Source organism: Gilliamella sp. WF3-4, from assembly GCF_001690275.1.
GTDB lineage: Bacteria > Pseudomonadota > Gammaproteobacteria > Enterobacterales > Orbaceae > Gilliamella > Gilliamella apicola_C.
Genome location: NZ_LZGW01000001.1, coordinates 12,110 through 24,737, shown reverse-complemented (window position 1 = coordinate 24,737; position 12,628 = coordinate 12,110). Strand labels below are relative to the sequence as shown.

Here is a 12,628-nt window from a genome sequence, read left to right as displayed (position 1 = left end):
TAAAGGTACAAGATGAATGATCAATAAATACTGAGAAAAATGGTACTCGACTTCGAGCTAGCTGTTGTGGATCTAAAAATAAAATCAACTCAATTTAATAATAAACAAGCTACTTAAAAATAGTATATGATCTTTTTTCAATAAAAGAATAATCAAAATTTATTTAAAACGAGATTAACTCTGTGTCATAATGCCAATATAAATTTCTAATAAATCTAAATGAGGTCATTTATGCCACCAAAATACTATGGCGCCAATGCAACACTATCAACAATAAACACAACTTCATTTAGCCAACCATCAACAACTGCGACTCAAAATGAAGCAAATAAGACTATGAAAGAAGACAAAAGAAATTCAACAGACCCACAACCTTATCCACCTGTAGAATCTAAGGCTCAACCCAAGTCAATTAACAACAACGCCAACAGTAGCTGTACCCCTACTTCAAAGCTATCGATAATTGCTATAGCATTAACCGTTTGCTTAAGTGGTTTTGGTTTTTATTATGGTCATCAGCAAATTAAGCAGCAAAAAAAGGTCATTTCGACATTGCAAACTGAATTGGCAAATTTAAAACAAACAACAAAACAAAGCATCACCAATGATTTACAAGATAGTATTAACGATGCAATCAATAAGCAAAACCAACAATTTAACTCGTTAGAACAGCGTGTTAAGCGTGAGCTTGACGATCAGCAAGAAAAGCAACAGCAATTAAGCAATCAATTTAATGATTCATTAAAACTTACCGAACAAAACTTGCAAAAAATTAATGAACGCTTAGCTGCTATGTCCACCACCGATCACAATGTTTGGTTAATTTCACAAGCAAATTATTTAGTACATTTAGCAGGTCGTAAAATATGGAATGACCAAGATTACACATCAGCACGATTACTACTAAAAAGTGCAGATCAAAGCCTTGTACAAGCTGAAGATCCAAGCTTACTACCTGCAAGGCAAGCTATTGGTAAAGATATCAATTCGCTCGCTCAAGTAAGCTTTATTGATACCGATGGTATTATTATTAACTTAATTGGTCTGTCAGAATCAATTACCGAATTACCTTTAGTTGGTAATTATAAAGATATTGACCTTGGTATGACGCTATATAGCGAAGATACTACCAATGCAAACAGCTATAATGATAAATCTCAAAATGTTGATACCACCAGCAATACTGTACAGGCGAATTCTAATAATGTAGTTGATAACAATAATAATGAGTTATCATCATCAATTAGTGAGTGGTCCAGCAATTTGTTAAGCAGTGCTAGGACCTTTATGGATAAATTCATTACTATTGAAAAACTTGACGATAAAGATAACAATTTTAAAGCATGCTTAGAACAAGCTGGCAAAGATGAAAAACAAATCACAAAATGCCAAATTTTAAAAGCACCACTGAGTTTAGAACAATCACTCTACCTGCGTGAAAACATTCGTTTCCGCCTATTGATTGCAGCACAAGCAGTACCAAGGCATCAAGAACTTATTTACCAACGAGCACTTAGCGATGCCGCTATTTGGGTTAATGCCTATTTTGATGGTAATGCGCCAAGCGTGAAAGCATTCATTAATGAACTTGAAAGTTTACAAAATCAATCTATCAGTAATCAAAATGCCCCAGAAGACCTAGCTAGCATCGGCGAGCTTGAAAAACTGATGCAAACCCGTGTTCGTTCAATGTTAGCAAAATAGGAGAATAATGATGATAAAAATACTAATTATTTTCTTAGTGCTAGTTGGTGGATTGTTTCTTGGACCATTATTACAAGGGCAGCAAGGCTCAGCGGTATTTGAATTTGCTAATTATCGTATTAGCATGTCGTTTAATTCATTTATGATATTTGAATTAATTGGGTTGCTTTTCCTTTACCTAATTTATTGTTTTTTTAGTAAAATATTTAGTTCTAAAACGGCATTAGGCAATTGGCTAAGCTTACATTCACCCAAAAAATCAATAAAACGCATTGAACAAGCACAAACCTTATTGCTTGAGGGAGATTATAAGCAAGCTGCTAAACTTTTTGTAAAAAGCGCTAAAGGGGCAAAAAATATCACTTTATCGTATTTACTTGCAGCCCAAGCTCAAATCAATAATAATGAATTAATTGAGGCAAATCAATCTCTTGAGCAAGCTGCTAAAAGTTGCCAATCAAAAGATTTATTTACCTTTCAATTGGTACAGATTCGCTTACAAATAAAAAACCACGAATACACTGCTGCAAGAATGACATTGAATCAACTATTAAACGAAAAACCACGCAATGGTGAAGTGCTTAGACTAGCTGATCAACTTTATTACGAAATGGGCGATTATCAAGCAATCATAGACCTATTGCCAGCAATGTATAAAGCTAAAGCGTATAGCGAATTGCGATTAGATCAGCTTAAACAAACAGCCTATATTGGCCGAATTAAACAACTTTCAGCTAGCGATGATCCTCAAACGCTAGTAAAATGGTGGCACTCACAACCCCGAGCCATCTTAAATAATATTACTTATCAAAAAGCGGTAGCCGATAGTTTTAATCAATTAGGCCAAACCAATGAGGCAGAAAAGTTATTAAAGTCGATAAATAAGCTAGAACCAAAAGAAAGAACATAAAAGCGCACAAATAAAAAACAGGGCAAATGCCCTGTTTTTTATTTGTGCTTAAAATAGCCTTTATACATCGTAATTAGAAATTAATTATCGAATAACGTAAAATCAAACAATAAAGTAACGAATTAACGCCATAAAGCATATACCAGCAACCACAATACACATTAAATTTTTGGTTACAAAAGCAATAATGACAGTTGGAATTGTTGCTAAGCAATACTCTATATTAAAAGTAGGAAACTGTCCTTGTTTTGCTACAAATAAATTTTGCACAAACAGTGCAGTTAAAATACATAAAGGTACATACGACAAAAACTGAATTACACTATTAGGTAACTGCAATTTCCGAACCAATAAAAATGGGATAATTCTCGGCAACCAAGTCACTAACCCACAACCGAAAATAATTAATAAGCTATACATTGTCATACATCACGCTCCATTGCCATCCCCATAAAACAACCGATAAGCGTACTGATTAAAATAGCTATTTCAGGAGATACAAAGCGCATTAACAAAATAAGCGTAACCGCAACCGTTAGCATTGCTAAAATTCGATTTTTAAAATGCTTACTTTTATCACCAATTAATTGCAAATATAACAAACCAATAAACATGGCTACTAGAGCATAATCTAAACCGAACAGAGCAGGATCGGGTAACCATTCACCAATTAAAGCACCCAATAAGCAAGATAAAATCCAAGTAGTATAAGCGGTTAAGTTAAGTCCATGCATCCAAGCTGCGTTAATAGGCTCTTTATTAGCAATAGCATTCATAGCAACAGCAAAAGTTTCGTCAGTCAATAAGCTACCAATACCAATATTATTAAATAGCGAAAACTTGCGAAAAATGGGGGCTGTTGCCATGCTCATTAAGAAATGACGTGAATTAATTAAAAAAGTAGTAAAAATAATGGCTGAAATGGGTGTCGCTACCATCATTAATCCAGCAATAATAAATTGTGCTGCACCAGCATAAACGATAATAGCCAGCAACGTAACTTCAAATACTGACAAGTTTGCTGATTTGCCCACAACTCCAGCCGCAATACCAATACCGATGTAACCCAATAATGTTGGAATACAGGCATAAACTCCATCTTTAAATGTTAATGACATAACAACCACCTAAAAATAAACATTGTATTATCGTAAATTATCAATAAGCGCAAAGTATCAGCAGTTTGCTTGAATATAAAAATAAATGCAATGAGTTATTCATTGATTTGCGATATTTTCGATTTTGCAAAAACACACCTATTTAAATTTTTTCAAGGTTAGGTCTAACATAAATCTTATCGCCATAACAATACTTATCTTCAACGACTTTAGGTTTGATATAATAAATAATCCTACCACCATTTTTTCCCTGATTAGGCATACCATAAAGAGTTTGTACATAAAGAGCACTCGTTGACACGGTCAATTTATACGGAGCTAAGCAAATAGCTAATGTTAGCATAATCAAATCAATGCAATGATTAATTTGTAACAAAACTTGGTTAACTACCGTGTGTTAAGCAATGTTTGTAAAATAATTTTACCTAAATCGCAAAAAGTAATGATAAACAATAAAAATTGCACGATCCAATATCAAAAATAGATATAGAGCTCTATCTATTTTTTAATTTTGCTATAATATTTACAAAAGCATCTTTGACAATTAAAAAACATTTATTTATTAAAAGTGATAAAGCAATCTATGTATACAGGAACTCTATTTATTGTTTCAGCGCCAAGTGGTGCTGGTAAATCAAGTTTAATTCAAGCTTACCTTTCCCAAAATAATTTGTACCCAGCCAAAGTATCAATTTCGCATACAACACGCACACCTCGCCCTGGTGAAGCGCATGGCGAGCATTATTATTTTGTGGATCATGAGCACTTTGAATCATTAATTGCCAAGCAGGCATTTGTTGAATATGCTAACGTTTTTGACCACTATTACGGCACATCTAAAGCCGAAATCGAGCAAAGCCTAGCACAAGGTATTAATGTTTTTTTAGATATTGATTGGCAAGGTGCTAGGCAAGTACGCAAAAAAATGCCTCATGCAAAAAGTATATTTATATTACCACCCTCACTAAAAGAGCTTGAAAATCGGCTAGTAAAGCGTGGGCAAGATGACAGCAATATCATTGCCAAACGAATGAAAAAAGCACAGGCTGAAATTTCGCATTATAACGAGTATGACTATGTCATTATCAATGACGATTTTGATGTATCATTAAATGCCTTAAGCGCAATAATTACCACAGCTAGTTTAGAGCAATCAAAACAAACTGTTATCAATAAACAATTATTAGCAGATTTGTTGGCAAACCATTCAAATTAAAACATATATGATATCGCCTAAATATCAGTGCGATATCATTGATAGAATAAATTAATGACCTAATCCTCTATCGGCCTGATCGTTTTGAATTAACTCTAACTTATAGCCATCAGGATCTTCAACAAAAGCAATAATAGTTGTGCCCCCTTTAACTGGTCCGGCTTCACGAATAACTTTACCGCCTGCTTGTTTCACGTCATGGCACATTTTAGCTACATCATCAACACCAATTGCAATATGACCAAATGCCGAACCATGTTCATATTGATCCGTACCCCAGTTATAAGTTAACTCAATAACTGAACTGGTAGTTTCATCACCATAGCCAACAAAAGCTAATGAATATTGGTATTCAGTATTTTCACTGGTTCTTAACACACGCATTCCCATTATACGAGTATAAAAATCAATGGAACGTTGTAGATCGCCAACGCGGATCATGGTATGTAATATACGCATTACTTTATTGCTCCTTATCACATTAAAATTTGTGGTGAGTTTATACGTTAGTGCTTAGACAGGCAAATATTTGTTACAGATTAAGAATGCATGATAAAAAATAACTACAAAAAACGAGTAAAATTAACATTTTGCTCACCATAAAGATGAGCAAAATTCAATCAAAAATGACATACAATTTATTAAAAGTTAAAAACTCTTATTTTATTGAATCTTTAAAACTACGAGGTGAAGCGCTAATTTGCTTACCGTTAGTCACTAAACGAACAGGTTGACCAACAAAGAAATCATTAGGAGAACCTTTTTGAACAATAACAATATTTGATCCCTTATTCTGTTTAATTTCTAATTCAACCCCTTCAGCTTGGTTGGCTTTATTTTGAATTGCATCGCCCAAAATTGCACCACCAATAGCACCTGTAGCAGCTGCTAACACACGACCAGTGCCATCACCAATGGTATTGCCTAAAACACCACCTAGAACAGCACCACCTAAAGTACCCGCTACGTTTTCACTCTTACCATTTGACGCATTAGCTTGAATTTTAACTGGTCGTACAGAAACAACTGTACCATAACTCACTTGTTGAACTTGTTTTGCTTGATCAGCCGTATATACATCGCCAGAATGGAGATCACTATTGCTACATCCAGATATAAGTGCAGCTAAAATAGTTAATGTGACGATTTTTTTCATAATTAATTCCTCATGTAATGTTCGTATAAACTCGTTATACATTGTTTAGGATAATATTGTTTTTGAAAAACGACAATACCATTTTCATTATTTTATCAATAGCCAATACAATTTATGCCTAAGTTAGGTTATACTCAGCGCAATATTTTATTAAGTATATAATGAATATATGAAACGGTTATTTTTTCAAGTAATATTATCAGTTATGATAACTGCCTGTCATGATGTGAATCAAGCGCCACAAAAAACAGATAACGCTGCTTTTGAGCAACCATCAGGTGGTTGTTTAGATAATAAAACAGCAAATGATTCACATCTTGGCAAAGTTCCTGCTTTAGGATGTCCCGTAAAATAATTTAATAGGCATATGTAACATAATGAAAACTATCGAAATCGACGAAGAATTATACCAATTTATTGCTGGCCAAACTAAACATATTGGTGAAGACGCATCAAGTATATTACGACGTTTGTTAAATATAAACCAATCAGGATTGGCAAAACAACGAACTAGCGTAAAAAAAGAAAATCATTATCCTCTTTTTAATGATTTATTAACTAGCAGCACTTTTACAAACGAAAAATCCATTATTAGTCGTTTTATATTATTACTTAGTGCCTTATATAACTATAATCCAGCACTTTTTGCTATTGCCGCCACTTCATTGCATGGTAGCAAACGACAATATCTTGCAAAAGACAAGTTATCACTCGAAACATCGGGTAAAAATACCAAACCTCGCGAAATTACTGGCACACCTTATTGGGTTATTAGTAATACCAATACAGCCAGAAAAATGTATATTATTGAATCGATAATGAGTGACATGGGCATATCCGAAACAATGATAAACCAAGTTACCAACGCTTTTTTACCTTAACAGGTTACATAAAAACACATATAGCGTTAAAAACACGATATAAACTCAATCAATTCATGTTTTTAGCCATTATAAAATATTAGTTTATGAAAGAGGAGTAAAAAATGGCCAAGCAAAGCCGCGCAGGAATGCTAGCACAAGCATCGGATCTTATTAATGTTGAAGCCTTAAAAAATAACTATTACCAAATCCAACCTGATACGGATAATGCTAGCCAATTAGTCATTTTTGGTACGTCTGGTCATCGTGGCAGTTCCAACAAAGGTACATTTAATGAAGCTCATATATTAGCCGTTGCTCAAGCCATTGCCGAATACCGCAAAGCCAATAACATTACTGGTCCATGCTTTATTGGTCAAGACACCCATGCACTTTCAGAACTTGCATTAAAATCAGTTATTGAAGTTTTTGTTGCTAATGAACAAACTGTGGTTATGGCTCGTGATTGGGGCTATACACCAACGCCAGTGATTTCACATGCTATTTTAACCTATAACCAAGGCAAACATTCCCAGCTTGCCGATGGCATCGTAATTACGCCATCACATAACCCACCTGAAGATGGCGGAATAAAATATAATCCAACTAATGGTGGTCCTGCAGATACTGATATTACAAAGCAAATAGAAAACCGTGCTAATGAATTACTAAAAAACAAACTAAATGGTGTAAAACGCATTAGCGTAGACAAAGCAATACATTCAAATTATATCCATACGAAAGAATACGAAACCGATTATATTAATGATCTTGAAAACATTCTCGATCTATCTCTCATCAAATCATCATCACTAAAAATTGGTGTTGATCCATTGGGTGGTGCTGGTATCACTTATTGGCCTAGAATTGCCGAAAAATATGGTATTAACTTAAATATTGTTAACAACAACATCGATCCAACATTTAGTTTTATGCACCTAGATCATGATGAAGTGATCAGAATGGACTGTTCAAGCCGTTGGGCAATGGCTGGATTATTAAAATTAAAAGACCAATTTGATTTAGCCTTTGGCAACGACACTGATTTTGATCGGCATGGTATAGTGACCCCTACAGGGCTAATGAACCCAAATGCCTATCTTTCTACTTGTGTAAATTACTTGTTCCAAAACCGTCCTCAATGGCATAAAGATATCGCCATTGGTAAAACGCTAGTCACAAGCTCAATGATTGATCGAGTAGCCAATAGCTTAAACAAAAAATACTTAGAATACCCAGTTGGCTTTAAATGGTACGCTGATGGGCTTTACCAAGGTAAACTAGGCTTTGCTGGCGAAGAAAGTGCTGGCGCCTCATTTTTAAGAACCAACGGTAAAGTTTGGACGACCGACAAAGATGGGATTATTTTATGCTTATTAGCGGCCGAGATGACAGCTAAATTAGGTAAAAATCCACAAGAACAATATCAAAAGCTAGAAGAAAAATTTGGTGTTTCTTATTATGGACGAATTCAAGCGCCTGCCTCATTTAATGAAAAACAAAAACTAGCGAAACTTGATGCAAGTCAATTAACTACCGACAACCTAGCTGGCGAAAAAATTACTCAATGCCTAACGACGGCACCTGCTAATAATGCACCAATTGGTGGGCTTAAAGTGATTACAGAAAACGGTTGGTTTGCCGCCCGCCCTTCAGGAACCGAAGATGCTTACAAAATTTATGCTGAAAGTTTTATAAGCAACGAACATTTAAGTACGCTTCAACAAGAAGCGCAAGAAATTGTGGCAAAAGCAATTAAATAGTTAGCCGAATTTGCAATAAAAAGCAACTATTAAAGTTGCTTTTTATTTTTAAAGTACAATTTGAATTCCAACTTAACATTTTGATTTTCTGATAAAAACGATTTTATTAGTTTTTTGTTTCTATCAACACCTAATTTTTCCCAATGGCTTTATACCATTTGATATGGCGTAGCATTTTGTATACATACCGATCAAAAAAGCTAGTTTCACTAATATTCTATTTCATCTGAATAAATGCATCAGCACTTATTACTGATGCAAATCCCGTCAATGCCGACATAAAACCACTATGCACCATTTGAGCAGAAAGGATTTGATCATTAAATTCAAGATCTCGCGTTGTGCAAGCATTATGAATTAAAATAGGCTGATAACCTAGTTCGCAAGCATAGCGCGTAGTTGAATCAACACACATGTGGCTCATCATGCCGCAAAGAACTAATTGTTCTATGCTTTCTTGCTGTAATTTTTGTTGTAAATTGGTTTGGTAAAAGCTATTGGGAAAATTTTTTTCTATAATATATTCACGTAAATCCTTAATAGGTAATAGGCTAGAGTGAATTTCAGCGCCATTACTTCCTTTAACAAAAAAGTTAGCATTAGGATCAGATTTTATATGTTGAATATAATAGATGGGTAACTGTTTTAATCTAAAATATTGCTGTAATTTTAGAACATTTTTTAATGTAGATTCGGTATTAACTAAGGCAAATTTACCTTCTGGAAAATAGTCATTTTGGACATCAATAATCACTAATGCCTGTTTCATCTTTTTTCTCCTTTGTTATCTTTCTATTTATAATTATGTAATAATTGAGTAACGCATAACATAGTAGACTGAAAGCCTTTGCTATTATTCGCTTTCAAAATGAAAAATGGATAAAAAAGATCGAGCTATTTTAGATGAATTGAAAAAGAACAGCCGTCAATCATGGAAAGAGATTGGCGAAAAAGTATTTTTAACAGGGCAAGCTGTTGGGCAGCGAGTTCAAGAACTGCACGCTAATCACATTATCGAAAAGTTTACTATCAAAGAAAAAACCAGCAATCTGCAATTTATCACTATTTATATGGATTGCAACCAATTCAGAGCATTTGAAAATAGGGTTAAATCGTTTAACGAAATTATCGAGTTTTATAAAATTACAGGCGATGGGTGTTATATGATAAAAAGTTGCTTTATTGATGAAAGGTTAACGTTATTTTTAGAAGAAATTGAGCAATATTGTCGATACAAAATTAATCATCAACTACAACAAATTATTTAATGTTATACAGTTGTAAAAAATATTCAGGATTCTATACCATTTAAGCGTGAAAATAACTGATTATCTTAAACTTAAGTAAACAATTCATGCCCATTAGCTAAGAATAAATACGAATTTTATTAATAAAAAACAAAAAACAGTTGCGAGTAAGCAATTTATGTTATATTTTGTTCAATAGCTTTAATTATTAACTCAGTTAAAGGTTATTATTTTATGATTTGTTTTTGCGTTTTTGTAACTAATTTTATCACTAAACATCATCATCACCATCATTCCTGAATAGTCTTCGGGCGATTGGTGCTGGAAGACGTTGATCTTCCGGTGATATCGCAAAAGCAAATAGAAAACCCTCGGAAGATCAAACTTCCGGGGGTTTTTTGTTTGTAATTTATAAATTTTTTGGATAGATGGGAGAATATTATGTTAGATAATTCGCGTTTACGCATTGCGATGCAAAAATCAGGTCGTTTAAGCGATGAGTCAAAAAAGTTACTGGCTCAATGTGGCATTAAAATAAATCTTCAAGAACAGCGCTTAATCGCCTTTGCTGAAAATATGCCAATTGATATCTTACGAGTTCGTGATGATGACATACCTGGGCTGGTTATTGATGGTGTTGTCGATATTGGTATTGTTGGCGAAAATGTACTAGAAGAAGAAGTGTTAGATAGACAAGCAGAAGGAGAAAATCCACAATTTAAAAAATTGCGCAATTTAGATTTTGGTGGCTGTCGTTTGTCGATTGCAGCGCCTCGTGATTTTGATTATACGGGACCTGAATGTTTAAATGATTTGCGAATTGCTACAACTTACCCTCACCTACTACGTCGCTATCTTGCTCAATATAATGTGACTTTTAAAACCTGTTTACTTAATGGTTCGGTCGAAGTTGCGCCACGAGCTGGGCTTGCTGATGTGATTTGTGATTTAGTTTCCAGTGGAGCAACACTTGAAGCAAACGGACTTAAAGAGATAGAAGTCATTTATCAATCAAGGGCCTGTCTAATTCAACGACAAGGTGAAATGTCTACAATCAAACAAGCATTAATAGATAAAATTATGACTCGAATTCAAGGAGTGATCCAAGCTCGAGAATCAAAGTATATTATGTTACACGCGCCAACTGCGGTTTTAGATGATGTTGTTGCTTTACTCCCTGGCGCTGAAAATCCAACCATTTTACCGTTAACTGGTGAACAAAATCGAGTGGCATTACATATGGTCAGCACTGAATCGCTCTTTTGGGAAACCATGGAAAAACTAAAAGCGTTAGGAGCAAGCTCAATTCTTGTATTACCAATTGAAAAAATGATGGAGTAAAAATATGAAACTCTCTTATTGGCAACAATGTACTAATGAACAACAAGCAGCATTATTAACTCGACCGGCAATTAGCTCTTCTGAATCAATTAGCAAAGCAGTGGCTGACATTTTGGCACAAGTTAAACAAAATGGGGATCAAGCATTAAAAGCGCTTAGTAGCAAGTATGATAAAGTTCAAATTAAGCAAATTAAACTAACTCAAGATGAAGTCAAATTGGCAACCAGTCGAGTTAACCCTGAATTAAAACAAGCTATGCAACTTGCCGTTGCTAATATTAAGAAGTTTCACCAAGCGCAAATCCAACAAACCATTAAGGTTGAAACAATGCCAGGAATAAAATGCCAACAAGTAACTCGCCCAATTGATTCTGTTGGACTTTATATTCCAGGTGGTTCAGCACCTTTATTATCAACCGTATTAATGCTTGCGACCCCTGCTAAAATTGCGGGTTGCCATAAAGTAATCTTATGTTCTCCGCCTCCGATTGCTGATGAAATATTATATGCAGCTGAACTTTGTGGAGTGACTGAAATTTATCAACTCGGAGGAGCTCAAGCTATCGCTGCTATGGCATTTGGTACAGAATCGGTACCTAAAGTGGCGAAAATCTTTGGACCTGGTAATGCGTATGTCACCGAAGCGAAACGTCAAGTAAGCCAGAGTTTAGATGGTGCTGCTATTGACATGCCTGCTGGCCCTTCTGAGGTGCTGGTCATTGCTGATAGTTCGGCAAATCCTGCTTTTATTGCCGCCGATCTTTTATCACAAGCGGAACATGGTCCAGATTCGCAAGTCGTTTTGTTAACGCCAGATGAGAAAATAGCTCAAACAGTATCGATCGAAGTTGATAAACAACTAGCCAATCTATCGCGCAAAAACATTGCCGAAAAAGCCTTACAAGAAAGTCGTTTAATTGTGACTAGCGATTTAGATGAATGTGTCAATATCAGTAATTGCTACGGACCAGAGCATTTGATTATTCAAACATCTAATGCGGATGAGTTAGTTGAAAAAATCACTAGTGCTGGCTCAGTATTTTTAGGGAATTGGTCACCAGAATCAGCAGGAGATTACGTATCAGGAACCAATCATGTACTACCTACTTATGGCTATACCGCAACATATTCTAGTCTTGGACTTGCTGATTTTCAAAAGCGTATGACCGTGCAAAAATTAACGCCAGAGGGATTAAAAATGATAGGTAACGCTGTTGAGCTTATGGCCGAAGCTGAACAACTTACTGCACATAAACAAGCCGTAACACTCCGTTTAGCGGCATTACAAGCAGAAAATAAATAAGGTAATTAAC

Annotated in this window: 15 protein-coding genes and 1 other annotated feature; of the genes, 9 read left to right on the top strand and 6 right to left on the bottom strand. The window is 34.9% G+C overall.

Annotated features, from left to right (window positions below; all coding sequences use genetic code 11):
* The first annotated feature begins 231 nt into the window (after nt 1-231).
* Complete coding sequence (locus tag A9G47_RS00135; protein WP_065641843.1) at nt 232-1,704, top strand: uroporphyrinogen-III C-methyltransferase; 1,473 nt, start codon at nt 232-234, stop codon at nt 1,702-1,704.
* Nucleotides 1,705-1,714: 10 nt separating this feature from the next.
* Nucleotides 1,715-2,614: a heme biosynthesis HemY N-terminal domain-containing protein gene (locus tag A9G47_RS00130; RefSeq protein WP_065641842.1), complete on the top strand. Its 900-nt coding sequence runs from the start codon at nt 1,715-1,717 to the stop codon at nt 2,612-2,614.
* A gap of 102 nt (nt 2,615-2,716) precedes the next feature.
* Here the strand turns inward: A9G47_RS00130 and A9G47_RS00125 are convergent, their stop codons facing one another.
* From A9G47_RS00125 to A9G47_RS00115, 3 genes are all read right to left on the bottom strand, one after another.
* The gene (locus A9G47_RS00125; RefSeq protein ID WP_065566825.1) at nt 2,717-3,040 is read right to left on the bottom strand and encodes an AzlD domain-containing protein; all 324 of its coding nucleotides are present in this window, start codon (nt 3,038-3,040) and stop codon (nt 2,717-2,719) included.
* Nucleotides 3,037-3,732, bottom strand: coding sequence for an AzlC family ABC transporter permease (locus tag A9G47_RS00120; protein WP_065641841.1), 696 nt, complete (start codon nt 3,730-3,732; stop codon nt 3,037-3,039). Before A9G47_RS00120 ends, A9G47_RS00125 begins: the two co-directional genes overlap by 4 nt.
* Nucleotides 3,733-3,874: 142 nt before the next feature.
* On the bottom strand, nt 3,875-4,075 hold the full coding sequence (locus tag A9G47_RS00115) for a hypothetical protein (RefSeq protein ID WP_065641840.1): 201 nt from the start codon (nt 4,073-4,075) through the stop codon (nt 3,875-3,877).
* Between the two features lie 240 nt (nt 4,076-4,315).
* Between A9G47_RS00115 and gmk the strand changes: the two genes are divergently transcribed.
* A complete protein-coding gene (gene gmk, locus A9G47_RS00110) occupies nt 4,316-4,948 on the top strand; it encodes a guanylate kinase (RefSeq protein ID WP_065580792.1) in 633 nt (210 codons plus the stop codon).
* Nucleotides 4,949-4,999: 51 nt separating this feature from the next.
* Here gmk and gloA read toward each other — a convergent pair whose 3' ends face one another.
* On the bottom strand, nt 5,000-5,407 hold the full coding sequence (gloA, locus tag A9G47_RS00105) for a lactoylglutathione lyase (RefSeq protein ID WP_065588830.1): 408 nt from the start codon (nt 5,405-5,407) through the stop codon (nt 5,000-5,002).
* Nucleotides 5,408-5,606: 199 nt separating this feature from the next.
* Nucleotides 5,607-6,107 carry a glycine zipper 2TM domain-containing protein gene (locus tag A9G47_RS00100; RefSeq protein WP_065641951.1) on the bottom strand — a complete coding sequence of 167 codons (501 nt, stop codon included), beginning with the start codon at nt 6,105-6,107 and terminating at the stop codon, nt 5,607-5,609.
* Between the two features lie 166 nt (nt 6,108-6,273).
* On the opposite strand from A9G47_RS00100, the gene A9G47_RS14075 reads away from it, so the two are divergent.
* From A9G47_RS14075 to pgm, 3 genes are all read left to right on the top strand, one after another.
* Nucleotides 6,274-6,459, top strand: coding sequence for a hypothetical protein (locus A9G47_RS14075; protein ID WP_065580793.1), 186 nt, complete (start codon nt 6,274-6,276; stop codon nt 6,457-6,459).
* A gap of 22 nt (nt 6,460-6,481) precedes the next feature.
* Nucleotides 6,482-6,985, top strand: a complete 504-nt coding sequence (locus A9G47_RS00090) for a hypothetical protein (protein ID WP_065572379.1) — start codon at nt 6,482-6,484, stop codon at nt 6,983-6,985.
* A gap of 104 nt (nt 6,986-7,089) precedes the next feature.
* Complete coding sequence (gene pgm, locus A9G47_RS00085) at nt 7,090-8,727, top strand: phosphoglucomutase (alpha-D-glucose-1,6-bisphosphate-dependent) (RefSeq protein ID WP_065566269.1); 1,638 nt, start codon at nt 7,090-7,092, stop codon at nt 8,725-8,727.
* Between the two features lie 217 nt (nt 8,728-8,944).
* On the opposite strand, the gene A9G47_RS00080 is transcribed toward pgm, so the two are convergent.
* Complete coding sequence (locus A9G47_RS00080) at nt 8,945-9,496, bottom strand: cysteine hydrolase family protein (RefSeq protein ID WP_065641839.1); 552 nt, start codon at nt 9,494-9,496, stop codon at nt 8,945-8,947.
* 106 nt (nt 9,497-9,602) lie between these two features.
* On the opposite strand from A9G47_RS00080, the gene A9G47_RS00075 reads away from it, so the two are divergent.
* The 3 genes from A9G47_RS00075 to hisD all read left to right on the top strand — a co-directional run bounded on the left by A9G47_RS00075 (nt 9,603) and on the right by hisD (nt 12,618).
* A complete protein-coding gene (locus A9G47_RS00075) occupies nt 9,603-9,995 on the top strand; it encodes an Lrp/AsnC family transcriptional regulator (protein ID WP_065566267.1) in 393 nt (130 codons plus the stop codon).
* A 257-nt stretch (nt 9,996-10,252) separates the two neighbouring features.
* Nucleotides 10,253-10,377, top strand: a sequence feature (His leader region).
* Between the two features lie 38 nt (nt 10,378-10,415).
* On the top strand, nt 10,416-11,315 hold the full coding sequence (gene hisG / locus A9G47_RS00070) for an ATP phosphoribosyltransferase (protein ID WP_065580798.1): 900 nt from the start codon (nt 10,416-10,418) through the stop codon (nt 11,313-11,315).
* A 4-nt stretch (nt 11,316-11,319) separates the two neighbouring features.
* The gene (gene hisD, locus A9G47_RS00065; RefSeq protein WP_065641838.1) at nt 11,320-12,618 is read left to right on the top strand and encodes a histidinol dehydrogenase; all 1,299 of its coding nucleotides are present in this window, start codon (nt 11,320-11,322) and stop codon (nt 12,616-12,618) included.
* Nucleotides 12,619-12,628 lie beyond the last annotated feature (10 nt).

Excerpts from the sequence above, each read along its gene's own strand:
- A9G47_RS00075 (WP_065566267.1), top strand. The coding sequence starts at position 9,603 with ATGGATAAAAAAGATCGAGCTATTTTAGATGAATTGAAAAAGAACAGC.
- A9G47_RS00090 (WP_065572379.1), top strand. The coding sequence starts at position 6,482 with ATGAAAACTATCGAAATCGACGAAGAATTATACCAATTTATTGCTGGC.
- gloA (WP_065588830.1), bottom strand. The coding sequence starts at position 5,407 with ATGCGTATATTACATACCATGATCCGCGTTGGCGATCTACAACGTTCC.
- A9G47_RS00135 (WP_065641843.1), top strand. The coding sequence starts at position 232 with ATGCCACCAAAATACTATGGCGCCAATGCAACACTATCAACAATAAAC.
- A9G47_RS00080 (WP_065641839.1), bottom strand. The coding sequence starts at position 9,496 with ATGAAACAGGCATTAGTGATTATTGATGTCCAAAATGACTATTTTCCA.
- pgm (WP_065566269.1), top strand. The coding sequence starts at position 7,090 with ATGGCCAAGCAAAGCCGCGCAGGAATGCTAGCACAAGCATCGGATCTT.
- A9G47_RS00120 (WP_065641841.1), bottom strand. The coding sequence starts at position 3,732 with ATGTCATTAACATTTAAAGATGGAGTTTATGCCTGTATTCCAACATTA.
- hisD (WP_065641838.1), top strand. The coding sequence starts at position 11,320 with ATGAAACTCTCTTATTGGCAACAATGTACTAATGAACAACAAGCAGCA.
- A9G47_RS14075 (WP_065580793.1), top strand. The coding sequence starts at position 6,274 with ATGAAACGGTTATTTTTTCAAGTAATATTATCAGTTATGATAACTGCC.
- A9G47_RS00130 (WP_065641842.1), top strand. The coding sequence starts at position 1,715 with ATGATAAAAATACTAATTATTTTCTTAGTGCTAGTTGGTGGATTGTTT.
- gmk (WP_065580792.1), top strand. The coding sequence starts at position 4,316 with ATGTATACAGGAACTCTATTTATTGTTTCAGCGCCAAGTGGTGCTGGT.
- A9G47_RS00125 (WP_065566825.1), bottom strand. The coding sequence starts at position 3,040 with ATGACAATGTATAGCTTATTAATTATTTTCGGTTGTGGGTTAGTGACT.
- hisG (WP_065580798.1), top strand. The coding sequence starts at position 10,416 with ATGTTAGATAATTCGCGTTTACGCATTGCGATGCAAAAATCAGGTCGT.
- A9G47_RS00115 (WP_065641840.1), bottom strand. The coding sequence starts at position 4,075 with ATGCTAACATTAGCTATTTGCTTAGCTCCGTATAAATTGACCGTGTCA.